Annotated in this window: 27 protein-coding genes; 16 read left to right on the forward strand and 11 right to left on the reverse strand. The window is 64.2% G+C overall.

Going from position 1 to position 26,041, the window contains the following annotated elements:
• Positions 1-64: 64 nt before the first annotated feature.
• Positions 65-1,222, reverse strand: coding sequence for a tyrosine-type recombinase/integrase (locus tag AC1MGR_RS13635; protein WP_480231931.1), 1,158 nt, complete (start codon positions 1,220-1,222; stop codon positions 65-67).
• A gap of 745 nt (positions 1,223-1,967) precedes the next feature.
• Here AC1MGR_RS13635 and AC1MGR_RS13640 point away from each other — a divergent pair.
• From AC1MGR_RS13640 to AC1MGR_RS13665, 6 genes are all read left to right on the forward strand, one after another.
• Positions 1,968-2,180 (forward strand): helix-turn-helix domain-containing protein, encoded by a 213-nt coding sequence (locus AC1MGR_RS13640; RefSeq protein WP_480231932.1) that lies wholly within the window; start codon positions 1,968-1,970, stop codon positions 2,178-2,180.
• Positions 2,181-2,184: 4 nt separating this feature from the next.
• Positions 2,185-2,388: a hypothetical protein gene (locus AC1MGR_RS13645; protein WP_480231933.1), complete on the forward strand. Its 204-nt coding sequence runs from the start codon at positions 2,185-2,187 to the stop codon at positions 2,386-2,388.
• A complete protein-coding gene (locus AC1MGR_RS13650; protein ID WP_480231934.1) occupies positions 2,388-2,618 on the forward strand; it encodes a hypothetical protein in 231 nt (76 codons plus the stop codon). Before AC1MGR_RS13645 ends, AC1MGR_RS13650 begins: the two co-directional genes overlap by 1 nt.
• Positions 2,615-4,024: a replicative DNA helicase gene (locus AC1MGR_RS13655; RefSeq protein ID WP_480231935.1), complete on the forward strand. Its 1,410-nt coding sequence runs from the start codon at positions 2,615-2,617 to the stop codon at positions 4,022-4,024. Before AC1MGR_RS13650 ends, AC1MGR_RS13655 begins: the two co-directional genes overlap by 4 nt.
• A complete protein-coding gene (locus AC1MGR_RS13660; protein WP_480231936.1) occupies positions 4,024-4,926 on the forward strand; it encodes a DUF1376 domain-containing protein in 903 nt (300 codons plus the stop codon). Before AC1MGR_RS13655 ends, AC1MGR_RS13660 begins: the two co-directional genes overlap by 1 nt.
• 412 nt (positions 4,927-5,338) lie before the next feature.
• Entirely contained in the window at positions 5,339-5,614 is a 276-nt protein-coding gene (locus tag AC1MGR_RS13665; RefSeq protein ID WP_480231937.1) for a hypothetical protein, read from the forward strand.
• Between the two features lie 21 nt (positions 5,615-5,635).
• Here the strand turns inward: AC1MGR_RS13665 and AC1MGR_RS13670 are convergent, their stop codons facing one another.
• Both AC1MGR_RS13670 and AC1MGR_RS13675 read right to left on the reverse strand, forming a co-directional pair.
• Complete coding sequence (locus AC1MGR_RS13670) at positions 5,636-6,286, reverse strand: hypothetical protein (protein ID WP_480231938.1); 651 nt, start codon at positions 6,284-6,286, stop codon at positions 5,636-5,638.
• A 328-nt stretch (positions 6,287-6,614) separates the two neighbouring features.
• Entirely contained in the window at positions 6,615-7,169 is a 555-nt protein-coding gene (locus AC1MGR_RS13675; protein ID WP_480231939.1) for a hypothetical protein, read from the reverse strand.
• A 506-nt stretch (positions 7,170-7,675) separates the two neighbouring features.
• On the opposite strand from AC1MGR_RS13675, the gene AC1MGR_RS13680 reads away from it, so the two are divergent.
• The 5 genes from AC1MGR_RS13680 to AC1MGR_RS13700 are packed head-to-tail and all read left to right on the forward strand — an operon-like array spanning position 7,676 to position 12,293.
• On the forward strand, positions 7,676-8,734 hold the full coding sequence (locus AC1MGR_RS13680; protein WP_480231940.1) for a hypothetical protein: 1,059 nt from the start codon (positions 7,676-7,678) through the stop codon (positions 8,732-8,734).
• Positions 8,731-9,342 (forward strand): ATP-dependent Clp protease proteolytic subunit, encoded by a 612-nt coding sequence (locus AC1MGR_RS13685; protein ID WP_480231941.1) that lies wholly within the window; start codon positions 8,731-8,733, stop codon positions 9,340-9,342. Before AC1MGR_RS13680 ends, AC1MGR_RS13685 begins: the two co-directional genes overlap by 4 nt.
• Position 9,343: 1 nt before the next feature.
• A complete protein-coding gene (locus AC1MGR_RS13690) occupies positions 9,344-9,667 on the forward strand; it encodes a hypothetical protein (RefSeq protein ID WP_480231942.1) in 324 nt (107 codons plus the stop codon).
• Between the two features lie 22 nt (positions 9,668-9,689).
• Entirely contained in the window at positions 9,690-10,139 is a 450-nt protein-coding gene (locus AC1MGR_RS13695) for a hypothetical protein (RefSeq protein WP_480231943.1), read from the forward strand.
• Positions 10,140-10,148: 9 nt separating this feature from the next.
• Positions 10,149-12,293: a lysozyme family protein gene (locus AC1MGR_RS13700; protein ID WP_480231944.1), complete on the forward strand. Its 2,145-nt coding sequence runs from the start codon at positions 10,149-10,151 to the stop codon at positions 12,291-12,293.
• A gap of 60 nt (positions 12,294-12,353) precedes the next feature.
• Here the strand turns inward: AC1MGR_RS13700 and AC1MGR_RS13705 are convergent, their stop codons facing one another.
• The 4 genes from AC1MGR_RS13705 to AC1MGR_RS13720 all read right to left on the reverse strand — a co-directional run bounded on the left by AC1MGR_RS13705 (position 12,354) and on the right by AC1MGR_RS13720 (position 15,377).
• Positions 12,354-13,349 carry a metallophosphoesterase family protein gene (locus AC1MGR_RS13705; protein ID WP_480231945.1) on the reverse strand — a complete coding sequence of 332 codons (996 nt, stop codon included), beginning with the start codon at positions 13,347-13,349 and terminating at the stop codon, positions 12,354-12,356.
• Between the two features lie 28 nt (positions 13,350-13,377).
• Positions 13,378-14,253 carry a hypothetical protein gene (locus AC1MGR_RS13710; RefSeq protein WP_480231946.1) on the reverse strand — a complete coding sequence of 292 codons (876 nt, stop codon included), beginning with the start codon at positions 14,251-14,253 and terminating at the stop codon, positions 13,378-13,380.
• 1 nt (position 14,254) lies between these two features.
• Positions 14,255-14,935, reverse strand: a complete 681-nt coding sequence (locus tag AC1MGR_RS13715) for a hypothetical protein (protein WP_480231947.1) — start codon at positions 14,933-14,935, stop codon at positions 14,255-14,257.
• A 250-nt stretch (positions 14,936-15,185) separates the two neighbouring features.
• Positions 15,186-15,377: a ribbon-helix-helix protein, CopG family gene (locus tag AC1MGR_RS13720; RefSeq protein WP_480231948.1), complete on the reverse strand. Its 192-nt coding sequence runs from the start codon at positions 15,375-15,377 to the stop codon at positions 15,186-15,188.
• Between the two features lie 666 nt (positions 15,378-16,043).
• On the opposite strand from AC1MGR_RS13720, the gene AC1MGR_RS13725 reads away from it, so the two are divergent.
• Positions 16,044-16,367, forward strand: coding sequence for a hypothetical protein (locus tag AC1MGR_RS13725; protein WP_480231949.1), 324 nt, complete (start codon positions 16,044-16,046; stop codon positions 16,365-16,367).
• A gap of 205 nt (positions 16,368-16,572) precedes the next feature.
• On the opposite strand, the gene AC1MGR_RS13730 is transcribed toward AC1MGR_RS13725, so the two are convergent.
• The 4 genes from AC1MGR_RS13730 to AC1MGR_RS13745 form a co-directional block, all read right to left on the reverse strand.
• On the reverse strand, positions 16,573-16,779 hold the full coding sequence (locus AC1MGR_RS13730; RefSeq protein WP_480231950.1) for a hypothetical protein: 207 nt from the start codon (positions 16,777-16,779) through the stop codon (positions 16,573-16,575).
• A 382-nt stretch (positions 16,780-17,161) separates the two neighbouring features.
• Positions 17,162-17,293 carry a hypothetical protein gene (locus AC1MGR_RS13735; RefSeq protein WP_480231951.1) on the reverse strand — a complete coding sequence of 44 codons (132 nt, stop codon included), beginning with the start codon at positions 17,291-17,293 and terminating at the stop codon, positions 17,162-17,164.
• A 239-nt stretch (positions 17,294-17,532) separates the two neighbouring features.
• The gene (mdoH, locus tag AC1MGR_RS13740) at positions 17,533-19,623 is read right to left on the reverse strand and encodes a glucans biosynthesis glucosyltransferase MdoH (protein WP_480234796.1); all 2,091 of its coding nucleotides are present in this window, start codon (positions 19,621-19,623) and stop codon (positions 17,533-17,535) included.
• Positions 19,624-19,718: 95 nt separating this feature from the next.
• On the reverse strand, positions 19,719-21,293 hold the full coding sequence (locus AC1MGR_RS13745) for an OpgD/OpgG family glucan biosynthesis protein (RefSeq protein WP_480231952.1): 1,575 nt from the start codon (positions 21,291-21,293) through the stop codon (positions 19,719-19,721).
• Between the two features lie 363 nt (positions 21,294-21,656).
• Here AC1MGR_RS13745 and glmU point away from each other — a divergent pair, with 363 nt between their 5' ends.
• The 4 genes from glmU (at position 21,657) to AC1MGR_RS13765 (ending at position 25,938) form a co-directional block, all read left to right on the forward strand.
• Positions 21,657-23,042, forward strand: coding sequence for a bifunctional UDP-N-acetylglucosamine diphosphorylase/glucosamine-1-phosphate N-acetyltransferase GlmU (gene glmU / locus AC1MGR_RS13750; protein WP_480231953.1), 1,386 nt, complete (start codon positions 21,657-21,659; stop codon positions 23,040-23,042).
• 250 nt (positions 23,043-23,292) lie between these two features.
• Positions 23,293-25,119 carry a glutamine--fructose-6-phosphate transaminase (isomerizing) gene (gene glmS, locus AC1MGR_RS13755; protein WP_480231954.1) on the forward strand — a complete coding sequence of 609 codons (1,827 nt, stop codon included), beginning with the start codon at positions 23,293-23,295 and terminating at the stop codon, positions 25,117-25,119.
• A gap of 145 nt (positions 25,120-25,264) precedes the next feature.
• Positions 25,265-25,504 carry an antitoxin gene (locus AC1MGR_RS13760; protein ID WP_480231955.1) on the forward strand — a complete coding sequence of 80 codons (240 nt, stop codon included), beginning with the start codon at positions 25,265-25,267 and terminating at the stop codon, positions 25,502-25,504.
• Positions 25,501-25,938 carry a PIN domain-containing protein gene (locus AC1MGR_RS13765; protein WP_480231956.1) on the forward strand — a complete coding sequence of 146 codons (438 nt, stop codon included), beginning with the start codon at positions 25,501-25,503 and terminating at the stop codon, positions 25,936-25,938. The genes AC1MGR_RS13760 and AC1MGR_RS13765 overlap by 4 nt, the downstream gene beginning before the upstream one ends.
• Positions 25,939-26,041: the final 103 nt, after the last annotated feature.

Consider the following 26,041-nt stretch of genomic DNA (forward strand, 5'->3'; position numbering starts at 1 on the left):
GCTGAACTTTTTGCCTCTGCCGAAGCACCGGGAAATGGCCCGTTGCTACCGATTTGCTACCCAATCAACCGGCAACCCTGTCTATGGCCGCCCGCATGGCGGCGTCAACCTTCGCTGCGGCGTCCTCCTGCATCCCCGGCATCACGTGGGAGTACAGGTCGAGCGTGATGCCGATGCTGGAGTGTCCAAGGCGCTCCTGCGCGATCTTCGGGTGGATGCCGCTGGCAAGCATCTGTGTCGCATGGCTGTGCCTCAGATCGTGGAAGCGGATCCGGGGCAGGGCGCTCGACTGAGCCAGGATGCGCGTGAACTCGTGGGTCAGGCTGTTGGGCTGCACCGGCATCCCGTCGGCTTGTGCGAAAACATGGTCATCATCCGACAGGCGAATGCCGAGCTTCAAAAGCTCCTCGGCCTGCCGGATGCGCTGACGGCGGAGCTCGTCGACGACAATCGAGGGGAGGGCGACTCGCCGGGACCGCCCGCTCTTCGTCTCCTTCGCCCGGGTGCCGCGATGGGTCTGCTCGGTGCTCTCGACGATCGCGAGCTGCCCGGCTGCGAAGTCGATAGCTCTCCAGCGCAGTGCGGTCACCTCTCCACGGCGCAGGCCACAGAGTGCACCCAGCAGCACTGGCGTAAACATCCGCGTCGGCCGGAAGTGAGCGAGCAGCTGAGCCGTCTCATGGGCGTCCAGCGCCCGCATCTTTGTTTTCTCGACCTTGGGCCCTCCGACTGCGTCGGCTGGGTTGCGGCCAAGGATCCGCCACTTCACGGCCTGGCTCAGCGCCTGTCGCAGGATGCGGTGCATGTGGTGGACGGTACGAGGCGAAAGACCGCCAGAACCATCACGCCGGCCACTCACGAGGGCCTTGGAGTATGCGGCCGAAATCTGCTCCGGCCGCAGCTTCGTGAGGACCACGCTGCCGAGGAGGGGAACGACGTTCTTTCGAGCCAACTCGGTGTAGCGCTCGTGGCTTCGCGGAGAGACCTGGGAGCGCATGTGGTCGAGCCACCTGTCGAGGAACTTGGCCAGGGTTTCCTTGCCGGACTCGACGTAGTCGCCGCCCTGCATCTCGGTGATCAGCCGGGCACACTCCTTCTGCGCCTCCCGTTTCGTCCCGGTGAACGAGTGCCACTTCCGCCGGCGCTTCCCAGTTTCCTGATCCGCGGCATCAAGAATGATGGCCCACCGGCCAGGCGAACGCTCGCGGATGTGACCCTTCATTTGGCTGCCTTCCTCGCTCTCAGCTTCTTCGGGCTCGGCGCCGGCTGCTCCAAACGATCAGCCTCAGCACGAAGCTGGTCAGCAGTTCCCTCGAAGATTCGCGGCCGGTCAATCAGGGGCCCCAAGTCGGTCTTGATCCGCGAGAGCACCTGGTCTCGGCGAGGTCCGGCCAAGGGGAGGGCAGATTTAGCGTTCTGCACCGCCTGCAGCACTTGGGCCGGATGCCCTCTGACAGAGGCATCGGCAAGCACCTGCTCAAGTTCTGACAGCGTCCTACCTTCCCCAGCAGGACGCATTGCCTTCAGCACACCTTCGACCTTCCTGCACATAAGATCGTAGGCGACTGGATCATCTCTCCAATCAGCGAGGGGATCAGCAGGGTTATGCCAGATCTCCAACACCATCGAGATAGCTCTCATCAGAGCGTAATTGTGCCTACTCCCGAAAGCTTCACATATCTGATCGTCTTCAGTGAACGATCGACGCAAGCGATACTCAATCTCACTCGAAATTGTCTTCTTTGGGCTCTTGGCTACTTCGGCTTCCAAGCGCGAGCGCAACTCCGGAGTGATTCGGGTCGAGAGCACAGCGGTCTGCCCAACGTAGTCCCCTTTTGGCGCCGGCCCTCGCTTACCCATCAATCCCTCCGTCAAAACTATCTTACAAATCGTAGGACGACGGATTGCGACGGTCAAGGATGGGCGACTATCATCTTTCATATCGTAATATGGTTTGGAGCACGATCATGAAGCCGAGTGAGCCCGTTCAGTCTGAGCGTCGGACAATCAGCGTCGAGGAGGCAGGCCGGCGCTTGGGCCTCAGCCGCAACACGGCCTACCAGGCAGCCAGCCGGGGCGAGATCCCGACGATCAAGATCGGGCGCCGCCTGCTGGTACCGACGGTGGCGTTTGATCGGCTGCTTGATCAGCCCACGCTCTCCCAGCAGGGAGCCGCGTAACGAGATGGCCCAGAACGACAGAACCCCCGCCACGGGAATGGCGAGGGCTCTGGAAAATGTCTGCTTGGGCGCTGACAGCTTCCAGATGGCACAGAAGCCCATCGAAATCCAGAAGCGGCGCCTGTTGAGCCGCTACAAACTCAGCCCGGCGGTAGCAGAAGCGATTGCCGTGCACGCCTATGGCTCCTCCAACACGGGGAGCTGCTGATGAACGACCTTCGCACCATCGCCAGCATCAGGAAGAACAACTCGGAGGAGATCCGGGTTAGCGTCGCCATCCATGATGGCTACGCCTTGGTCGACATGCGGGTGTTCTCGGCGCCACGCACCAGCCGGGGCGAGCCCGTGGCTACCAAGGCCGGCATCTGCCTCACCCGGGCCAAGTTGCCCGAGCTCATCCTGGCCCTGCAGGCCGCAGCGCGCGAGGTGACGCCATGACGGGGTCCACCATGGCGCCCGACGTGGTGCCCCCGAATGCCTTTGAGACCGAGCAAGGCCTCCTCGGCGCCATCCTTCAGAGCCCGGACGCGCTGGAGCGAGCTCTGGAGCATGTCAGCGCTGGGGACTTCTGCGATCCCGTGCACCAGCACATCTTCCGCGTGATGTGCGAGCGCCGGGATGCCGGCGAGCTCATCAGTCTGCTGATGATGAATGCAGCGCTCGGCAACGCAGATATCGGCGGCACCACGGTCCGGGCCTACCTGATCAAGCTGTTCTCCGAATCAACCACGGTGAGCGGCGCAGCCGACTACGCTCGTATGATTGCTCATGCAGCACGGATGCGCCGGGTGCTGGAGATCTCCCAGGCTGCTGCGGCTGAGATGGCAGCTGGGGGCGTGCACAACCCGACCGCGTATGCCAGCGGCATGATCGAGGCCCTGGACGAGGTTGCCAGCGCTGGCCTCAGTGAAAGTGCGCGTCGGGTCAGCCTGAGCGATGGCGTTGCCAGCGTGCTTGCGCGGGTGGACCAGACCCGGCGGGGCAAGGGCGTCCTGGGTGTGCCCTACGGCATACCTAAGCTCGACAACGCGACCCTCGGCATGCGTCCCGGTCAGTTTGTCGTGTTGGCCGGCCGGCCAGGCATGGGCAAAACCTGCGTCGCGCTTCACATAGCGCTGGCAGCAGCGTGCCACCGTGGCGCGCTTGGCATGATCTCGCTTGAGATGAACGCCGAGGAGCTGTCCGAGCGTGTACTCTCAGCTTTGGCCTACAATCCGCGAGAGTGGAGCCAGATCAGCTATCGGGCGATCGCCGAGGCAAGCGGGCTGTCCGAGGCGGCAATAGTACGACTTCGCGAGGCGCAGCGAGTCTGCGCCGATCTGCCGATTTGGATCGAGCAGCAGCCTGGCCTGACGCTCAGTCAGATCGCTGCACGGGCCCGCCAGATGAAGGCGAAGGCCGAGCGGCTGGGCATCCCGTTCACGGCTCTCGTCGTCGACCATATCGGGCTGATTCGGCCATCCAAGCGCCACTCGAACAATCGGGTGCAGGAGATGACGGAGATCACCATTGGCCTGAAGGGGTTGGCGAAGGAGCTCGGCATCCCGGTGCTCGGCCTCAGCCAGCTCAACAGAGAAGTAGAGAAACGACCGGACAAGCGCCCGCAGCTCTCGGATCTGCGTGACAGCGGATCAATCGAGCAAGATGCGGACGTCGTGCTCGGCCTGTTTCGGGAAAGCTATTACTTGGAGCGCCAGCCCGACCGCAGCGACGTGGAGGAGGATCGTCTCGCCCGCTGCCTCAACACCCTGGAGATCGAGATCCTAAAGCAGCGCTCCGGGCCCACGATCCGGATCGAGTGCTTCTGTGACATCGCTTGCAACGTTCTGGCGGAGGCGCGCTGATGCACCGGCTTCCGACCATGCCGGTGGGCGTTGACGGCTATTTGGCCGACACCGCCCACCTGACCCTAGAGCAGCAAGGCGTGCACTTCCGCCTGCAGATCTACGCCTGGCGCTCGCCCGGCTGCTGCCTGCCTGATGACGATGCCCAGTTTGCCAGAATGCTCGGGATCTCCCTGAAGCGCTGGGCTACGCTGAAGCCGCCGGTGATGGCGCTCTGGACCCTAAAAGACGGCGCTTGGGTCAACGATCAGGTCGCGCGCGAACACGAATTCGTCACGGGTAAAATCGAGAAGAAGCGTGCTGCCGGGAGGCTCGGTGGACGACCTAAGTCATTGCCAGATAACGACATGGGCAAAGCATCAGGTTCTGAAAACGGAAAGCAGAACGAAAGCGAACCGAAACCAGCTACAGCTACAGCTACATATACCCCTGTAGTCCCCAAGGGGACGGACCCAGATCGGTTCGAGGAGTTCAGGGCTGCCTACCCGTCACGAGACGTGCCGTTCAAGCCGACCCAAGCTCGGAAGCTGTGGCTCGCAGCGCTGAAGCGAGGCGAAGATCCAGACCAAATCATAGCCGCGGCTAAGTCGTATGCTGCCGAGCAGGCGCGCATCGGCAAAGCAGGCACCGGTTATGTTAAAACTGCCGAAGTTTGGCTCCGGAACCGTCTCTGGAACGACTACCAGCCAGAGCCCGTCGAGGCGAAGCCCTCTGGTCCCGACAGCTACCTCGCAGGTCTGTCGGACGATGACTGGCGCGCTCACCTCCGCCGCTGGCACAGCACTGGCGGGCAGTGGACCTTGGCCAATCGCACCAAGCCTCCGGACGATCCGGCGACCAAAGTCCCAGCGCATCTGCTGGCCGAGTTGGGTGACACGACCCTCCTGGCGAGGGCTGGCTGATGTCGAGCCATGACTTTTCAGGCCTTCACGGTCAGCACGCTTCCGTGCCGAACGAAATCAATGGGTTAGGCATCTGCAGCCTGGCTGAAGTTTCAGCCCAGCAGGATCAATGGCTTACAGCCAACCTGTCCGGTCCCCAAATTTGGGAACCGACGTTCTGCGCTCCCCAAATCGGGGGAGCTCATCGATTGATTCCCCCGATTTGGGGTTTCTACCGGATCGGGTGCAAATCTGTCGGTCAGCAGGGTTTTCGCCCTACCCGGCGGAAACCCTCAGCCAAGCCACTTGAGAGCAGAACGCAAAATTGCGTCGTGCTGGATCAAGGGCTTACCGAAGACGCGCTCCACGGTGGGGCGGAACCTTCACGCCATGCAACACGGCGAGTGAGGTGCTTACCATCGGAGGCGCAGCCATGACTGACGCCGAGCGCCAAGCCCTTCAGGATGACCTCGCAACACATCTCTCGAAGGCATCCACAATCGCCGCAATCCTGGCTGGAGCAGACATCCATCCTCTGCCGCCGATCTCACGTGACGTCTTCGTCTCGCTCAAGATCGCAGCAGCAGCGTGGGGCATCACTGAGGACGCGGCCCGGAAGAAGGTGAAACGGCTAGCTCGCGAGCATCCCGAGTGGGTGACAAAGCGTGGCGCAGGCCGCTGGTGGGTGCATCGCGAGGCTCTACGTTAGATTACAAAGGTCGCGTATCAATCAGCCGGCCGTAGACCGATGCAAATCGATCTCGGCAAGCCATCTAATGAAGCCAGCTCCCTGGCTGACTAAGAGAATCGCGAGGTTGATTGGAACCTGCGCCGGTTCTTCAGTGCCAGGCTCATGTCGATAGTTGTGCGCGGATATGATCCACTCTCGGAAGCTTCGCGCCATTGCCGTTGCGCTAATCGAAGCCGCCGCATCTCCCGCGTAAATCTCTTTTATTTGTGGAATTAAGTAAGTATCCACCGTGGCGCCTCCCAGCAAGTTTGCCTTTGGAAACATCAGTTTGAAAAGACCCTCAGCGGAAAAGAAGACAGATCGGACGGCCGACTTCCCATCAGGGGGTATTGAATCAAAAGCTGTCATAGCGTTTTGAAACGCATCGCGGGCATTGCTGTACCGAGCCGACTGAAGTGCAGCAATTGCGGAAGTCTGATTACGGGCAAATTCAACATCTACGGAATAGTGTACTCCTGCGGAATCATCAATTGTATAGTGCAGTTTTTCCTCAGAAAATATGCGTCTTACTTCGGATATCCATCTAGCAGATGACGGGTTTGGGCTTCGGACAACATCCTCTACACGTTTGAAAGAGCGAAATCTGATCGTTATTAAGTCAAGCACATCTCTTAGATCGGCGTCGACCATGAATTCGCGCCAATACCAATCCCGTAGGCCCGCTCCAGGTACAGTAACCCCAAGCTCTCTAGTTAGCGTTTTGGCGAAATCCACGTAGGCAAAGTCGCATAGAAGCGTGACGAGCCTTATTCGCATTCGTTGGCTGTCTGGCAGGGCGGCTTGAGGAGTGAGATACACGTGCGAGAAACGCTGTCCAATGGGACGTTCTGAACTCACGGTGACCCCTCGATGCGTTGCCGAAGCACCACTTTGGTGAATGCCTACTCACCTTACAAGTGAAGGTAGGGACAAGGTGTCGGGAGCCGCGGCCATGTCACAAGGTAAGGGGGGGGCAGCCTCAATCCGCAGCCGGCAGCTCGCCGTTGCCATCAAGCAGCGAATTCCTGTTGCCTTCCTCAAGCGCCAGCGGGAAATAGGTGATGCCTGGGTCTATGAACGACACGTCCGTCGCCCCGATCTCTGCCGGGAACAAGGCGCACATCTTGAGCAGCAAGACTTGCACTGCCTGATCTAGAAAATACTCACTCCCATCGTGAGAGACCGCAAGACCAGGATGGTCCCACCGACCTTCGTCTAAGCCAGCACATTCAGGACCAAAACCAAAGGGTCTAACGTCGCGCTCTGAGCCTGGCGCTATCCATTGCCCCTTGTCACCGCCAGCGTGCTTCGATCCGTTGCTAACACCTTGGACGAGTACGAAGTCCACGCCACATGCTGCTTTCACCCGCTCACGGACCACTCTCGTACTCACTCCACGAGCCGCTGCGATGTAATCAATGACGTGGAAGACTGCGATGCAGGCGAGATAGACCCGCCGACGCTCGCCGCGAGCCGCAAGCGCCTCCTGCAAGGTTGGAACGACGATTGAAGAAACGTAGGTCGCTGGCGTCATACTCAGAGCATACAGCAGATAGGCGTGAATACCGCGTTCTTGGGGTCCTTCTAAGGGCCCCCACCTATCGAGGGTAAGCGCGACCTGGGCCTCTCTGTAGGTTTCTGCCGCCAAAACCCGGTAACGCAGTTTACGGTTGACGGTGCGAAAAACAGCTAAGCATCTGTGATAGCTGCTAAAAACCGTTACCCTGCTCAGAGGCTGAAGTGTTACCCCTTAGGCGTTTCAGCGTTTCCTCTGCCGTTACCAGGTAACGTGCATCCTTCAACGCGCCCAGAAACGCTGAACAACGCTCAGTCGCGTTTGCGTCCTGATTTTCTTGTTTTTCCCAGGTGATCGGCTGGCGCTCTGCTCTGACACTCCAGGGCATGGATACGCAAACTTCTCCCATTTCAGATGCCGCTCCCGGTCCTGGTCATGTGCCGGTCGAGCAGCGTGGCGGCGCCGGCAAGGGTTCTCCACCTAGCCGGCGCCGTTCCCTTGTCCCCTCGTTGGAGCCCATTCGCATGGCTTTTCGCCGCGACCCGATCAAGGTGGCGGAAGCCGACCTTGCCAGCCTGACGAACCGTCGGGAGGGCGTTCTGCGACGGCTCACCGATGCCACCGCCAAGGCGGGGGCTGCCGCAGCCGACCAGCGCCGCCTGCTGATCGAGACCGATGGCGCCGACGCCGCGGTGCTGAAGCGTGCTGGCGAGGTCTGCCGCAAGACGGCAGACGACCAGGCGGCGCTGGAGGACGCTGCTCGGGTGCTCGCCGAGATGGTCGTCGAGGCTCAGGCGAAGGTCACAGCCGAACGGGACCGGATCGAGCGTGAGCGTGTGGCGGTAGAGCGTGCGAAGCAGGTCGACCGGATTGAGGCTGCCGTCGCCAAGGTGGATGCGGCATCACACGCACTCGCCGTAGCGTACGGCGAAATGCGCGCTGAAGCCTTCGTCGGAATTGATCCCGACCCGCTGAGCGGACCCGGCAGCTTTGTGAGCCAGGTCGCCGCCCTCGTTCAGCATGTCGTCTTTCCCGACCTCTACAATCCTCCGGTCGGGCACCTGGACGTTGCCGCTGGGCGTTACCGGGTGACAACCCCGGCCGATGCCGCGGCCCCCATGATCGCCGCGCTCCGAGCGCGCATTGAGGGCATTCGGACCGGTACTCTGCCAGCGTCGATGCCGATCCCGCACCCGGCTCCGCCGGTCCCGATCCGCATCGCCGAGGCTATCGTCTTCGTCCTGCAGCCGATCGCCTACAATGGCGTCGACAACGTCAGGGTCGAGATCGAAGCCGGCGGGCACGTGCTTCCTGCTCCGGTTGCTGACCGCGCTGTAGAGCTGAAGCTGGCGTACCGAGAAGGCAGCCGAGAGGCTGGCATCATCTCCCGACTCCTCTCGGCCTCGCCTGGGCAGGGTATCGAGCGTGATGCTGACACTGGCGAGATCCGCCGCATCCCTATCCGCCGGGATGGGGATGAGGATGCAAGACCAGCGCGCGAGCGGGTCGACCTCGGCATCAGCCTGTACGATTGGCTGACAGCCGAGCGTGCACACCTCTCTGGCTTGCAGGTGACGGCATGATCACCGCTCGCCGCGTTGAGGAGGCTGACGGCACTATCCGGATGGATTGGGCGCCGCTCGCTAAGCCGGCACCTGCCACGTTGCTGCAGGACGGCGTGATCCGCATCGGCGGCACCATCGACCCAGGCAGCAGCTGCAACGCGCGCAGCCTGCGCTCCGCTCTCGCCGAGTGGCCGCGCACCGCCCCTCTTGTCGTCGAGATCGATAGCACCGGCGGCAGCCTTGCCGAGGGTATCGCGATGTACCTAGCCCTGAAGTGCGATCCGCGGCACGTCACCCTGCGTATACCGCGGCTTGCGGCCTCGGCGGCATCCATCATCGCCTGCGCCGGTGACCGCATCGAGATCGCCGAGTCGGCGCGGTTCGAGATCCACGACTCCCGCATCACCGACACGAAGGGCTGGCCGCTGACGTCGGCGCGGCTGCAGGTCATGGCCGAGACCCTTGCCGAAGGCGATGCGCAGATCCGCGACATCCTCGGCACCCGCTGCAAGTGCTCCCGCGGATGGCTTGCCGAGCAGATGCACCGAGAGCGCGCCTTCATCGGCCACGAGGCCGTCGAGGTCGGCTTCGCCGATACCGTGATCCCCAACTCAGAGGAGAACTGACATGGCCTTGAACGGCATCCACATCGCGTGCGTCCAAATCGAGCTTGCGGGGCGCGTCGGGCTCTCCGGCGGTGCCGGCATCCTGAGTGGTCGCATCCTCTGGTCCGAGACGCTGACCCAGGCCGGCGTCACCAGCAACGCCGCTCCCGGCAGCAACCCCGGCGGCGAGAAGCCCTGCATCGAGATCGCGCCATCTACCGACTCCTTCGTCGCGATCGGTGCCAACCCGGACGCCAACGCCGGACCCCGGATGCTGATCCGTGCCGGTGAAAACCGCAACATCGTCTGCGCCTCCGGCGACCGCGTCGCCTGGATGCCGGCCTGATCCTGAACCGAGGAGCCAATCCATGGCTGAGAACTGGCCCACCGACACCTTTGCCGACCTGGCTGCACTCGCAGCCAAGGGCGACGGCAGCCTCGTCCGCGTGAAGGACGTCCCGATCGCGGCCTGGACCTACCTTGGCGCTCCGTTGGGCTCCAACTCTGCGAGCAGCATCCGACTGCCGAATGAGTACGTGACCGGCCGGCGCATCTGGGGCGCCATCGTCCGGCAAGCTTGGGTGCCGATCGCGGCTGAGGACGCCGCATCGCTCAACGCAGCGGCCCTCAGCCAGTCCGACCCGACCAAGTTCTTCGTCGGCACCGGGACGTCCCGAGCGGACAAATGGGCCTCGGATCCGACCTTTCTGCCGACGGACAACTCCGGACTTTTCGACCAGGTGGTGCCCGTCACGGATGCTCGCGCCAAGCAGTCGCCTCGCACGCTGGCGAGCGCCGGCACCGTCTCCATTCGATAGGACATCCTGATGGCCGATGACCGCCTGCGCCTTGTCGCGGAAGTCCAAGACCAGTTCACGGGTCCGCTCGGGAAGCTGGAGACGGCGCTGGGTCGTGCCGCCCGTACAGGCACCCAGGCCGGCAAGGATCTGAAGAAGGACTTCGACGGCTTCCACGGCTCGATCGGCAAGGCCAACACGGCATTGCAGAGCATGACGCCAGTGCTGTCGGGGCTGGGAGTGGCTGGCCTCGCTACCGGTGTGTCTCTAGGGGCCATCACGGCAGCCCTCGGCGGCTTCTCCAAGGGCACGCAGCAACTCGCCATCATGTCGAAGGAGACAGGACTGGCAGTCGACCAACTTCGCGCCTTCGGAGCCCTCGGCGAACGCTTCGGCGTCTCGGCTGAGACGATGCAGGCTGGGGTACGCAAGTTCTCGGACGAGATGAGCATGATGCGCAAGCGTTATGGCGAGAACTACATCGCGCTGCAGAACATGGGGCTCGGTGACTTGGTCGAGCAACTGGTGAACGCCCCCAACATGAAGGCCGCGCTCGACGGCTTCATGGAACGGGTTTCGCAGATCGGCGACCCGGTGAAGCGCCGGAAGGTGGTCGAGATGGTGCTCGGCTCGGACCAGATCGCTGCTGTCGCTGGCCAGCTGACCGGCCGCTACCGACAGGTGATGGACGAGATCCTCAAGGCTCAGGGCACAACAACCGACGCACAGGTGAAGGCTGCGCAGCGCTTCGAGGACGCCCTCAGCCGAGTGCGCGAGAACATGGATGGCCTCCGCACCCAGGCGCTGGCTCCACTTCTCGAAGAGCTTTCCAGGCTGGTCGAGAAGTTCAGCTCTGCCGATGCCATCGCGGCTTTCTCGAAGCAGCTGGAGGAGATCGGGAAGTTCGCCCGCACCACGGTGCAGGAGTTCGAAGCGATCGTCCGCACCTACGAGAAGTTCAAGGAGTTCGTTGGTCTCGGCGATCCGTCGAAGAACAAGGAGTTCACCCCGCTCCTCGGTAGCGGTGGTGGAGCCAACCGGCAGCAGCTTGAGGGCCGACGCGACTCCATTGAGCAGCAGCGTCGGCTTCTGGACGCCAACCCGAGCGCGCCTGACTACCAGCGCAAGCGCGACCGAATGACAGAGGAGCTGAAGCGCGTCGGCGACGAGCTCGAGAAGCTTCGGTCCGGCGGTGGGGCAACAGCGCAACCCTCTGCCTACGGTGGCGTCGCCGGCGGAGGTGGAGCCTTAATCCACAAGACCGCCTTGGGAGGCCTTGGTGGTGGCGGCGGAAGTCCCGGCCTTGGCGGGTTCGGCGGACCGCTGCCGACGCTTGGCGGCGGATATGGGGGCGGAGGCGGATCGGGCAGCGGCAACCCTAACGTCACCGGAGGCGGTTCTGGTCGCGGCTATGGTGCTTCCGCTATTTCGCCAGCGGCACCGATCCCCACGCTGGGCGGCGGCCCGGCTGTCACTGCGAACCCAGGCGCCTACAAGGATGTACTAGATCACATCGCCCAGTCAGAAGGGACGGCTCATAGAGCTGGTGGCGGCTACAACACCTCGCTCGGCTATGGACGGTACCTCCCTGGGCGCCAGGAGCAGAACCTCACGAGCATGACGCTCGATCAGATCAGCGTCCTCGGCAACTACATGCGCCGGCAGCCAGGAAATCCGAACTCCTCAGCGCTCGGCCGCTACCAGATCGTTGGGCAGACCATGCGCGGCCTGATGCGGAGGATGGGTCTGAAGGGTGACGAGCTCTTCGATGAGAAGATGCAGGACCGCATGGGTGCGGAGCTGGCTCGTGGCCGAGGCGCGAACGCCACTGGCTTAGGGCAGGAGTGGGCATCCCTGCGTGGACAGCGTCTCGCACGTGCCGTCGAGCTGATGAGCCAGGTCGATCCACGCGCTTCGACGATGCCAGGGAGCCGAGTTGCGGCGGCCGAAATTTCGGATGCAGTCGGATCTGGTGAGCGGGTAGGCGACAAGATGATGCGTCGTGCTCAGGAGTTCCACGCGCCACAAACCGGCAGTGTTGGTGCCGGCAAGGGCTCCCTCGACATCACCCTTCACGGCTTCCCGGCCGGCACGAAGCCCCGCGCCTCCATGGACGACCTCTTCAAGGAGGTGAACGTCTCGAAAAGTCGGCAAATGGATACGACTAGCCTTTAAATATCGCTATATTCCATCTTGCCTTTGTGTCTCCACTATCAACTAGTCAAATATAATATCTTAGGAAATAATTATATTTGGTCCTAAGCTTTGGAACTGGCCGTCCAGATCATTCCAGCGATAATCAGTTCGGCGTAAAGTTAAGTCCCCGGCATCGGATATTTTCAAGTCCAAAAGATGGACCCAACAATTAGGAGCCTCTTCCACCGCACATGCTGATCCGGCGCATATTACTGGTGTGCCATATTTAGTTTTAGAAAAACCTTCTTTATGTAGATGGCCACACAAAAGCATGCTCACATCATGTTTGTGAGCGCACTCAACAACATGATCATAATCAATCAGTAACTCATAGCTGTGGCATTCAGGGAAAGGTGGGAAGTGCACAACCCAGATAAATTTTATTGATCCATAAGTTTCTTTCAAGTTTTTTGTTAAATCGTCTAGCCGACTGATAGTATCAGAGTATGCTCGGCCTCTTCCATATCGATTGATATGCACTGGACTCTCTGCATCGGCAGAAGATCGAAGACAAAAATCAATCGCTATCAGACAAACCAAGGGCTTGTCTTCCGGAATTATTTTGTGGACTATATCGAAGGTCGCGGTTTTCCAGTATTTGCCAAATTTTAGATCGAAGTTAAGGCACCATGGATCGGCAAAATTATCTTTGTATCTATCATGGTTTCCAGGGCAAATGAACAATTTACCTGAATGTCGCCCAATAGTTGGGCGCCCGTTGGCCATATACGAATTGTCGGGCTTTGCATCAATGAAAGAAAAGGCCGCATCTAAATCTCTCGGTATCCCAGTTGTGGCTAAATCTCCACTGTGGATTATCAGATCTAAATTTGAACCTACGTCATGAATAAATGAAGCGAGACCTCTAGCTAAGTCTATATCAAAACTTGAAGGAAACGCTGTAAGGGAAAGTTTTCGGTTAGGTCTAGATACAGATAAAGAGGCAGGGTCTGACCATATCTTTCGTACATTCATCCTATTTGGATACTCACTAAAATGTGTATCTGAAATATGAAGAAGACGAAGATATTGCATTCCAAAGCACCGTTATTAAGGCCAATACCTAAAAATCCAGTGCCGGAAGTTTTGTTGCGTTATTCCTATTGGGGCAAAGCTTGATTTTTGGCTCTTCTAACACTAAGCTGCCCCAGGCGCCTTCTAGTTTTCCACCTCCTATCAAGTAATCTTTTAATTCTAAATGTAACAAAAATAGGAACTTAGATTGCGTATTTGGATCAACATGAAATCGTTCCATTAAAGCGTGGCGCACATCAAAACAAAATTCAGATCCGTTCGACCACACCTCTACGTCGGCATCGCCAGCCACTTGAAGCCAAGCGATACTCGAGACCATGCGCTGAAATTTGGCAGCAAACGTCTGGATTAGTTCTTCAGGGGACGGCTCATGGAGAATAGACCTTATCTTTTCAGCGCGGCGCGATTTTCCGATGTAACTTGAAAGTCCATCAAACCACATTTCAACTAATGAATTTGATGGATAGAAGCAGGTTTGCCCCTCAAAGACTTTTACGCTCGAAGCGGTGCCGTAGAGAATGTCTGCCGCATCAATAATTAAAGGATTAAAGAAATCAAAAGAGTACTGATGAACTCCGGGATCAAGGCCAAATTTTTCCAGCGCATGATGTGTAGTAACGATTCTTATTGAATGGTCCTCTTTTGTGTTTAGGATGAAGCCAGTACCGCGCTCGGCAACGGCACTCACGAACACTTTACGGCCGACTTTCAGCCATTTAGAGATAGGGTTAACGTTTTGGTCATTTAGCCACCAAGAGGATCTATGTGTTCCTCTTATTTCAGCAGTCGCACGCGCCGTTTGTAAAACTTCGGAGCTCCAACCCGAAGGGGTATAATGCTCAGTACTTACATCTGAAGTGTAGCTGGCGGCATCGTCTGAGAGCATCTCCTCGAAGTTGTCCATTTCAAATCAACTTATTTTTGTAAAGCGGCGCAACAAGAGCGTCTGCACGGCAAATCGTTTGAAGCTTCTTTTCGGCGTCTTCAATCGCGGCCTTCATAGATGCTAAGCCCGCTTCATCGATCTGGAATACGAACTCCTTTTCAGACTCGATTTGTGAGTCGGTACTGATCCGAAACTGCGCCATGCTTACGAAGCCTCGTATCGTGTCGTTTGAATCATCAAAATCTGGTCGAGCATCAATGAAGGATGCGAACGCAGTAGCGTTTTTAACGAATCCATTCTTTAATCTTCGGATTTTTCTCGAACGATCAATGTCTGGACTTGCCGCCAGGAGCTGCTTCAATCTGTAAGCTGCGTCAGCCTTAACCTTCGAATCGAATCCCTCAAGATTGAAATCTTCAAGCATTCTGCTAATAGTAACGTCGATATTAGATTCTTTAGAAATTGAATTTAATCTTGTGTATAAAAATGAAAGAGCACTCAAAACTATAGCTATGTTTTCTGCCGAAAGAGGTAGTTTTTCTGCCAGTGTGTCGCAGCGAATTTTATCGGCTTCGAACCCGCGAATGCTTCTCACTTCACTTCGCAGTACGTCATACGCGTTCAGGGGAAGCGCAGCGATCTGCGCAACCACTTCTTCAAGGGACGATGGAAGAAAGACTGGGTCGAATTTTTCCGGCATGGATTCATTGAGCCTGATGGGCGCAAGGGGCGCACCTGATCGTAGCAGGGTTATCCCCAGTTTTTTTCAAAATCCACGGAAATATGGGCTGCGCATCCGCGACTGTCACCTGCCTACGCGCTGAGATAATTGGGGGTCTCTCTCGCACCGAGGGGGCTGACGTGGCTTGCATCGCCTGCAGCATGATCGAGATCCTTACTGCAGCCGTAGCTATGGGCCCCGTGCAGCAGCGCCGACCGGACCAGAGAGCTTATGACCGCTTGGCCTTTAGGGCCTCCTCAACGAGGCGGCGGATGGCTTCAGAGCGAGCCAAGTTCTCTCGGTCCGCATAGGCCTCCAGCTGAGCAAGCAGCTCAGGAGGTGCACGAAACCCAACCAGCGGATCCCTCCCGGTTGCCGGCCTGCCTCGCTTTTTCGGTTCAACCGGAATTGACATCAGCATGCTTTTAGGTTTAACCGTAAAACAGGCCGGAGGGAAGCGACAACTTCCCTCACGGCCCTGACCATACCCGTTTCTGAGGAACGAAAATGGCTACCCAAGCCCCTATCACACCGGCCTGTGCCGGTGAACGCGCTCGCCTGCGTAAACCACACCTCGGCCCGGTGAGTCTGGCCATTCGCGCGGTGCGGTACCGCGCCAATCCCGCCTCCGATGTGCTTGCGGCTCAGCATCAGGAGGAGCGTCGCGCTCTCATCGCCCTTCGTGGCCGCATCGCTGAGCAGTTTGCTGCCGATGGCGCCTTGCTCGAGAGGGCAGGCGTATGACCGGTCCAGCATCCCGCCGGGGCTTCCTCTCCGGCTTAGCCTCGCTTCCGTTGATCGGCGGCAGTGTGGCTCTCATCGGCAGCCCCGAGGCGGTGGCCGAGCCAACCACAGAAGCAGCGCTTACCGCCTACAACGAGTGGCTCTTCATGGAGCGACGGCTGCTCTGCATGGAGCTCTTTCCAGGCTTCAAGGATGCCGAGCGTTTCGTGCCCTGCAACACCGGGGCCTCGGACTTTCATCTCCCAATGCATCCGGTTCGATGGCAGGAGTTGCCACAGCCGTCGACACGTGCCGCTCTCGTTCTGAGTGCAGTCGGCTGCAATTGGCGAGAGGGGAGCCTGTGATGGCCTATCTCAAGCTCGCCACAAAAGACGGGCGCCGGGTTGGCCGGACGACCAAGGCCAAGCGTCTGGCCGCAGAACCCTCCACAGAGGTGGCTCGCCTTCGGAGATTGCTCGCCCTGGTCCGCAGGGAGGCCGAAAGGTTGGAGGCGCAGGCGAAGGCTGCTGAGGTTGTCTTAGAAGCCGCTTGGCTGGCCTCGGGCCGCGAAGACCGAATCATGGCACGAGCAATCGCCCGTGAGGCCTACATCGAGGCTCGCTTCAGCGGCCATGCCTCGGCCATCAGCCGCATGTGTCTACTCGCAGACGAAGACCTATGCGCCTGATCTCTGCATGGCTCGCCCGAGCAGTGACGAGCTCGGCGCTCCCAGGATCCGCTCATCAAACGATGTCGTCCACGCCCACCCAGAAACGGGGGAGAAGCCGGGCATAGGGGCGTGGACGGTCGATCCTCAGACCGACTTCTAGGAAAGCACCGTCGCGGCTGTTCGTTCGATGAGGCGATCAGATGCCGCGCCGGAGGACACCGGCTCAATCATCCTGGGATCGAAGGCCGAGGATGAGGACCGTCACCACGACCGACCCGGCGATAAACAGGGACAGGATGAGCTGATCCGCTGGGTTCTTGGTGAAGGCGTACGCCGCCAGCGGCCCGATCAGAGCGCACCCTGCACCAGCGACGATAGCTGCAGTTCGGGGTGCCATCAGATCACCTCGCGTGAGCCAGCCGAGGCTCATGGAGGGCTAACCGTCGAAGCGATCAAATGTGCGCCTGAGCCGACCGCTCATAACGGTCTGGTTGCAGGTTCGACGGGGCAGGGCGGTTGCTACCGCTTTTGCTACCCAACTCATTGATACGAGCAGGGACAGAGAACGATGAGAGAACGCCTGCGGTCCGATTTAGGCAATCAAGACAACACGTTACCTGGCTGCCTGGGATTGGGCGGGATGGCCGGGAGCGAATTTCAAGACCGCTGCCTTAAACCACTCGGCCACCCTTCCAAACCCTTGCAGAGGCTGACGAACGTGCCTCCGCCGAAGCAGCGGGACATGGCCCGTTGCGACCGATCTACGACCTCAGCAATCGGCGACCCTGTCTATGGCCGCCCGCGGGGCGGCGTCAACCGTCGCCGCGGGGGCCGGCCTCGGGCTTCGGCTCGATCCGGGCATCGCCCAGCCGCGTCTCGCCGTCGAACGCTCCGATGCTGTTGAGCGCCCCGATGCTGTTGAGCGCCCCGATGCCGTTGAGCACCCCGATGCGCGCGTCGCCGCCGGCCCCGCCCGCGAACGCGGCGCACGAAAAACCCGCCGCGGCTGGGCCGGGCGGGGGAAGGTGTTCCTCGGTGTTCCTGGGTGGAACGCCCCATCCTCTCATTTGGTATGCCAGAGGCAAAGGTGTGGGGACCCGGTCGCGGTGACGAGCGGCCGGGATTGAAACGAAAACCCCACCGCGGGCCCGGCGGCACGCCAGCGCCGGGCCCGCGGTGGGTCTTAGGGCGCCAGCCGGCCGAGGCGGTCGAGGAGGGCGCGGTCGTGCAGGAGCGCCATGCGCTCCTTCGGCGTCAGCCAGGCCCGGGCCTCGCCGAGGGCCTCCGCCTCCACCACCTTGGCCTGGGCCAGGGCCCGGTCGGGGTCGATGACCCCGCGCGGGCGCGGCGCGGTCTCGGGCAGCATCGCCGCGTGGGCCGCGGCGAGGTCCGCATCGGCGTGGAGGGCGGCGAGCGCATCCGCGTCGTCGAGGCCGGCCTCGGCGTTGCGCCGGCTCAGGGCGCCGGCCTGGGTGGCGATGGCCGGGGGCGTGCGCTCCTCCGGGGTCATCAGCAGGCCGAGCCGCCGCAGGGCCAAGCCGAGGCCGAGCTGGCCGCTGGCCCAGGAGATCGGAATCGCCAGCACCAGGCCCAGGATGGTGGGCGACATCCAGAGGAACAGCGAGGTGGCGATGGCGAAGGCCGCCACCCCCGTGACCAGCCCCAGCGCCATGTGCCAGCGGTGGCGGCGCACGATGTCGGACCAGGGGATCGAGCCGTCGTCGCGCCGCTGAGGGTTCCAGCCGGTGTCGCGCCCGAGCAGGATCTGGAACACCGAGCCGGACTGGATCAGCATCGCGATCGGGGCGATCAGCGCCGAGAGCAGGATCTCGATCAGGCTCGACAGGACGAGGCGGATCGCGCCGCCGCAGGCCCGGCGCACCGGCCCGTCGATCAGCGCCAGGATCAGGCCGAGACCCTTCGGGGCGAGCAGGATGCCCATGGTCAGGCCGAAGAGCTGGAGCGCGCGCACGGGATCGAAGCGCGGCCAGACCGGGTAGAGCCCGAACTCGGAGGTGAAGTATTCCGGCCGCACGTAGGCGGTCTGGAACACGAGGGCGATACCGACCACGAGCTGGGCCAGCCACAGGGGCGAGGCGACGTAGCCGGCGATGCCGGTGGCGAAGTGCTGGCGGGAGGCGAGCGCCAGGCCCGCCGTGCCGATGATGCGGCTGTGCTGCAGGTTGCCCTGCGCCCAGCGCCGGTCGCGCACGGCGACGTCGATGAGCGAGGGCGGGCTCTCCTCGTAGGAGCCGGGCAGCGCCGGCAGCATGGTCACGCTCCAGCCGGCCCGCCGGATCAGGGCCGCCTCCACGAAGTCGTGGCTGAGCACGTGGCCGCCGAAGGGCGGCTTGCCCTTCAGGTCGGGCAGGCCGCAGGCCGCCGCGAAGGCGCGGGTGCGGATGATGGCGTTGTGGCCCCAGTAATTGCCGTCGCGGCCCGACCAGACGGAGAGGCCGGTGGCGATCACCGGCCCGTAGATCCGCGCGGCGAATTGCTGGACCCGGGCGAACAGGGTGTTGCGGTTGATGATGAGCGGCAGCGACTGGATGATGCCGGCATCCGGGTCCGCCTCCATGGCGGCGGCGAGATGCACCACGCAGGGGCCGGTCATCAGGCTGTCGGCGTCGAGGACCAGCATGTGGTCGTAGGCGCCGCCCCAGCGGGAGACGAAGTCGCCGATGTTGCCGGCCTTGCGGTGGTGGTTCTTGGCGCGATGGCGGTAGTAGAGCCGCGCCTGCGCGCCGCCCCAGCGGGCCCGGAGTTCGAGGAAGGCGCGCTCCTCGGCGATCCAGGCGTCCCCTTGCGTCGAATCCGACAGCACGAAGTAGTCGAAGGCCGCGCCGTGGCCGGTGGCGTCGATCTCGGCCCGCATCGCCTCGACCCCCGCGAAGGTGCGGGCGGTGGCCTCGTTGTAGACCGGCATCACCACCGCGGTGCGGGCGGTCAGGCGCTCCGGCAGGGCGGGGGTCTTCAGCCCGCGCAGGAGCACGAGGAAGCCCAGGATCGCGCCCGTGAAGGCCAGGGCGATCCAGGAGAAGTTCAGGGTGAAGAGGGCGAGCAGCACGTACTGCAGCGCCGTGGTGCCGCCCGAGACCGCCACCACCTCGTACATCTGCAGGGCGCCGTAGGCGGTGAGCAGCGCCGCCCCGCCGAAGACGAAGGCGCGGGCGAGCCAGGGCCTGGCGTGGCGCGACGCCGGGCGGTGGCCGTCGGCCGGGTCCCAGCGCTCCAGGTCCTGCACGGGCATCGGCAGCGGCGCCTCGGGGGGCATCGCGGGGGCGAAGGGCCGGGGGGCCGGGGGCGCGGCCTGGGCCGGGGGCGCGGCCTGGGCCGGAGCCGGCGCGTCGGGGGAGAGCGTGGATGCGGTCACGGGGTCCAACGGTAGAGCCAGGTTTCGGTGAGGGGCACGCCGTCGCGCTGCAGGGCGAGCCGCAATTCGCAGGACTTCTCGCCCTTCGGATCGAGCTCGAAGGCCACCCGCAGGGTGTCGCGCTCGGGGTAGCGGTAGAGGGTGCGCGACGGGATCGCCCCGGAGGCCGCGCTGAGCTGGGTCTGGAGGTCGCCCGGCGCCGCCACGCCCGCGCCGGTGAAGTCCACCAGGAACAGGCGGCGGTTGTCGCCGCCGCGCCCGCTGCGGGTGCCCGAGACCACGGCGACGCGCGGCGGCTCGGGGGGCTGCCAGCACCAGTGCTGGCGGTAGCTGAAGGGCATCTCGGCCCCGGCCGCCAGGGTCGCCTTGGGGCGCCAATAGGCGAGCACGTTCTCGTTGAACTCGGAATCGCTCGGGATCTCCAGGAGCGTCACCGCGCCCGGCCCCCAGGCGCCGAGCGGCTCGAGCCAGAGGGAGGGGCGCCACTCCCAGTGCTGCACGTCGTCCTGGAAGGCGGCGTAGTCGCGCGCCCGCTGCATCAGTCCGAAGCCCTTCGGGTTCTCGTCCACGAAGGAGGAGATCTGCAGGGTCTCCGGGTTGCGCACCGGGCGCCAGATCGCCTCGCCGAACCCGGTGCGGATCTGCAGGCCGCCGCTGGCATAGGCGCCCGCCCGGGCGTCGTCCGACCCGCGCCGGTCGTGGGGCCCGAACAGGTAGCTCGTGGTCATGCCGCCGAGGCCGAGATGGTCGATGGCCGCGCGGGCGAAGACCGTGCCCTCGACGTCGCACAGGGAGGCGTCGCCGGGGCGCAGGCTCATGCGCAGGGCCGCCGCCGCGGAGGGCGAATCCACCAGGGCGTGCAGGACGAGGGGGCCGCCGGGGCCGGGCCGCTCGATCCAGATCGCGCGGAACTCGGGGAATTCCTCGCCCTTGGCGTCGGCCGGGCGCAGGGTCAGGGCCCGGGCCGTGACGCCGAAGCCCTGGCCGGTGGCCAGGAGGCGGAAGAACGATGCGCCCTGGAACATCGCGAAGTCGCTGAGGTCCCCGCCGCGGAAGCGGGCGCGGATGCGAAAGCCCGAATAGCCGGGGTCGTCCTTGAAGGCCGGGAGGGCGACGCCCTCCGTCTCGAACCGGGCCGGATCGTAGGGCAGGGCGCGCACGACGCCGTCCTCCACCAGGGCGAGCGCCACGCGGGAGCGGAAGACCGAGCCTCGATGCAGGGGCTCCAGGGTGAAGCCCAAGCCCGCCTCGGCCCAGACCGCGCTGCCGGGCCGGGTCCGGATCGCGGCGTATTGCTCGCGGTTGAGGCCGGTCAGGGCGTCCGGCAGGTCGTCGATGCGGGGGGCCGCGTAGGGGCGCTTGGCCAGGGCTCGGGCGAGATCGGCGACGAGGCCGGGCTGGAACGGGGTGCCGTCGGCGGGCAGGGCCGGGGCCTCGTCGGCGGCGGCGGCGCCCGGCAGGGCGGCGAGCCCGCCGGCAAAAACCGCGAGGCCCACCTGCCACAGCACGGTGCGGCGGCAAGGTCCGGCGGCGGACGAGTCGTCGGGAAAATCCGGTTTCGGCGGGGTCATCGGGTCCGTCGGGTCGGCGCGGGGACGCGCGGAGAAGGCGTGGGGCTACGGTCGGTCTACCATGCGGGGCCCTGAACCGGTGGTTAAGCCGTCCCGAATCGTCGCGGTCAACGCCGAAGGGCTCCGGACCGTTCGCACGGACCCGGTGAAAGCTTGCGTGACGGGGTCCCGGACTTGCTGTGACGGGGTCCCGGACTTGCCATGAAGGGGTCCCGGACTTGCCATGAAGGGGTCTGGGACTTGGCGGAACCGGGACCCGGACTTGCCGTGACGGGGTCCCGGACTTGAAACGGCCCCGTCCGCGCTTTAGCCCGCCCGGGAGCACTCGCTCGAAGCAGAACTCGGCCAGCGGCGGAACGCGCGATGACGGACCAGACGACCAGCCAGACGGGGCGCAGCCTCACCGCCATCGTGCTCGCCGCCGGGAAGGGCACGCGCATGCGCTCGGACCTGCCGAAGGTGCTGCACCGGGTCGCCGGACGGACCATGCTGGGACACGTGCTCGCCGCGGCGCAGGGGGCCGGGGCCGGCCGCATCGCCGTGGTGGTGGAGCCGGGCCAGGACGCGGTCGCCCGCGAGATCGCCGCCCTGGCGCCCGGCGCGGCCGTCTACCCCCAGGCCGAGCGCCTCGGCACCGCGCACGCGGTGCTGGCCGCCCGCGCCGCCCTGGAGGCGGGGGACGACGACGTGGTGATCGCCTTCGGCGACACGCCCCTCGTCACCGCCGCGACCCTGGCGCGCTTGCGCGCGCCCCTGGCCGAGGGGGCGGCCGTCGTGGTGCTCGCCTTCGAGACGCCGCAGCCCGCCGGCTACGGCCGGGTGCTGACCGAGGGCGACCGCGTGCTGGCGATCCGCGAGGAGAAGGATGCCAGCGCCGCGGAGCGCGAAGTCACCCTGTGCAATGCCGGGCTGATGGCCCTGTCGGGCGCCCGCGCCCTCGCCCTCCTCGACCGCATCGGCAATGCCAACGCGGCGGGCGAGTACTACCTGCCCGACGCCGTCGCCCTGGCGGTGGCGGACGGCCTGCCCGTGACGGTGGTGCCGGTCTCGGAGGCCGAGGCGCAGGGGGTCAACGACCGGATCCAGCTCTCGGTCGCGGAGGCCGAGATCCAGGGCCGCCTGCGCCGGGCGGCCCAGGCGGCGGGCGCCACGCTGATCGCGCCCGAAACGGTTTTCTTCAGTGTCGACACGGTGTTGGGCCGGGACGTTCTCGTGGAACCTCACGTGGTGTTCGGGCCCGGCGTGACGGTGGGCGACGGCTGCGTGGTGCACGGCTTCTCGCACCTGGAGGGCGCCACCCTGGCGGCCGGCGTGCAGATCGGCCCCTATGCCCGCCTGCGCCCCGGCGCCGTGCTGGAGACGGGGGCGCGCATCGGCAACTTCGTCGAGGTCAAGAACGCCCGGATGGGGGCGGGCGCCAAGGCCAACCACCTGACCTACGTGGGCGACGCCGAGGTCGGGGCGGGGGCCAACCTCGGGGCCGGCACCATCACCTGCAACTACGACGGGGTGAACAAGCACCGGACGCAGATCGGGGCGGGGGCCTTCATCGGCTCGAACACCGCCCTGGTCGCCCCCGTCAGCGTCGGCGCGGGCGCCATCGTGGGCGCCGGCTCGGTGATCGCCGGCGCGGTGCCGGACGACGCCCTGGCGGTCTCCCGGGCCCGCCAGCGCATCCTGCCGGGCTGGGCACCGGGCAAGCGCGCGGCCCTGCAGGCGGAGAAGGCGGCCCGGACCCGGAAGCCGTAGGACGAGCCCGCGGCACGCGTCTCGCAAGCCCGCGGCACGCGCTTGGCAAGACCGCGTTCAGGATTGCCGGGCCAGACTGGCGCATCCGGGCCGGGCCGACCCCGGCGGCCGGGTGGCTGGCGCGCGCCCGTCCCGATCCGGTACAAGCCCGGGATGACGCGGCCCGGTCGTGCCGCGAACCGGGCTCTCGCGAACCGGCTCTTGCGAACCGGGCTCTTGCAGACCGGACTCTTGAAAGACACGAAAACCCATGTGCGGAATCGTTGGCATCGTCGGACGGGACGCCGTGGCCGGGCAGCTGGTGGAAGCCCTGCGCCGGCTCGAATATCGCGGCTACGACTCGGCCGGCATCGCCACCCTGACGGAGGGGCACCTGGAGCGCCGGCGGGCCGAGGGCAAGCTCGCCAACCTCGAGATGCGTCTGCGCGACGCGCCCCTGGCCGGCCGCCTCGGCATCGGCCACACCCGCTGGGCCACGCACGGGCGGCCCAACGAGACCAACGCGCACCCGCACGCCACCGCCCGGCTGGCGGTGGTCCATAACGGCATCATCGAGAACTTCCGCGAGCTGAAGGCCGAGCTCCAGGCGCAGGGCGTGCGCTTCGAGAGCGAGACCGACACCGAGGTGGTGGCCCAGCTCGTCAGCCACGCCATGGACGGGGGCCTCGGCCCCGTCGAGGCGGTGGCCGCCTGCCTGCCGCGCCTGCACGGGGCGTTCGCGCTGGGCTTCGTCTTCGCCGGGCACGACGACCTCCTGATCGGCGCCCGCCACGGCGCGCCGCTGGCCATCGGCTACGGGGAGGGCGAGACCTATCTCGGCTCGGACGCCCTGGCGCTGGCGCCCTTCACCCAGGAGATCACCTATCTCGACGAGGGCGACTGGGCGATCCTGTCGCGCGCGGGCGCCGAGATCCGCGACCAGGCGGGCCGGCCCGTCACCCGTGAGCGCCAGCGCATCGTCGCCCAGGCCTTCCGGGTGGAGAAGGGCAACCACCGCCACTTCATGGCCAAGGAGATCCACGAGCAGCCGGAAGTCGTCGGCCGGACCCTCGCCCACTACGTCGACCTCGCGAACGGCCGCGTGGCGCTGCCCGAGGCCTTGCCCTTCGACTTCGCCCGGCTCTCGCGGATCTCGATCACCGCCTGCGGCACGGCCTACTATGCCGGCCTCGTGGCCAAGTACTGGTTCGAGAGCCTGGCGCGCCTGCCCGTGGAGATCGACGTCGCCTCGGAGGCGCGCTACCGCGAGCCGCCGCTGGACCGGGACGGCCTCACCCTCGTGATCTCGCAATCGGGCGAGACTGCCGACACCCTGGCGTCGCTCCGCTACGCCAAGGCCCAGGGCCAGCACACCCTGGCGGTGGTCAACGTGCCGACCTCCACCATCGCCCGGGAGGCCTCCGCCACCGTGCCGACCCTGGCCGGCCCCGAGATCGGCGTCGCCTCCACCAAGGCGTTCTCGTGCCAGCTCACCGTGCTGCTGTGCCTCGCCATCGCGGCGGGCCGGGCCCGGGGCACCCTGAGCCCGGAGGCGGAGCGCCGCCTGGTCGACGCGCTGATCACCGTGCCGGGCCTGATGGCCGACGCGACCAAGCTCGAAGGGTCGATCGAGGGTCTGGCCCGTGAGGTCGCCAAGGCCCGGGACGTGCTCTACCTGGGGCGCGGCACCAGCTACCCGATGGCGCTGGAAGGCGCCCTGAAGCTCAAGGAAATCAGCTACATCCACGCGGAAGGTTATGCGGCGGGTGAACTCAAGCACGGCCCCATCGCCCTCATCGACGAGAGCGTGCCGGTGATCGTGATCGCGCCCCACGACGCGATCTTCGAGAAGACGGTCTCGAACATGCAGGAGGTCGCCGCCCGCGGCGGCCGCATCATCCTGATCGGCGACGCCAAGGGCGCCGCCGCGGCCGGCCTCGACACCATGGCCACGGTGACGATGCCCGACCTCGACCCGGTGGTGGCCCCCATCGTCTACGCGGTGCCGATCCAGCTCATCGCCTACCACACCGCCGTCTTCATGGGCAAAGACGTCGACCAGCCGCGCAACCTCGCGAAATCCGTCACGGTGGAATGAGTCGGGCAGGGTGGAAGAGGTCCGGCCCCGAGGACTGAGGTCAGCCGGTGGCCAGCCCCCGGCCGCGGGCCTATGCTCGCGGGCCGAGGCCCCTGCGACGGTCCGGAGGGCTGTTTCAGGGAAGGGGTGTTCAGGGGAGGCTTTCATGGACGGAAAGACCGCGAGCCTGTTCCGGAGCGGCCGCAATCAGGCCCTGCGCATTCCGCGCGGATTCGAGCTGCCCGGCACGAGTGCGCGCATCCGCAGGCTGCCGAACGGCAATCTCGAGATCGAGCCCCTGGGCGAAACCGGGCTGCTGGCCGCCTTCAAGGATGAGCCGCCGCTGCCGCCGGACGATGCGATGGACCCCGTCCCGGATCGTCCGGCAGAGCCCGTGGAGCGATGAGCGAGCGCTACCTGCTCGACACCAACATCCTCTCCGAGATCATCCGGGCGGGCAGAGACAGCGCCGTCCTCGGCATGATCGCCCGGGTCGGCCAGGACAAGATCTGCACGAGTGCGATCGTGGCGAGCGAGATGCGCTACGGCGTCGCGCGCAAGGGCTCGACGCTCCTGCGTGACAAGGTGGAGCGCGTCCTGCGCAACATCGAGATCGTCCCCTACGCCTCCGACTGCGCGCACGCCTACGGCATCATCCGGACGACGCTGGAGCGCGAGGGCAGGACGATCGGAGCCATGGACTTGCTGATCGCCGCCCATGCCCTCGCGCTGAACCGGTCCCTGGTGACGGACAATTGCCGCGAATTCGAACGCGTCGCCGACCTGCGCGTGGTCAACCGGCTCGTCCCGGCCTCGCGCGAGGGCGGTCCCACCGCCTAGGTGTCGGCGCCAGGGAGGCCGGCCGTCGCGGCCCCCTGTCCGCGGCGCCAGCCCCCGCCCGCTCTGGGACTCGATGAAAAGGGGCGCCGACCGGCCGGTCGGC

The sequence above is a fragment of the Methylobacterium sp. BI1 genome (assembly GCF_056680125.1).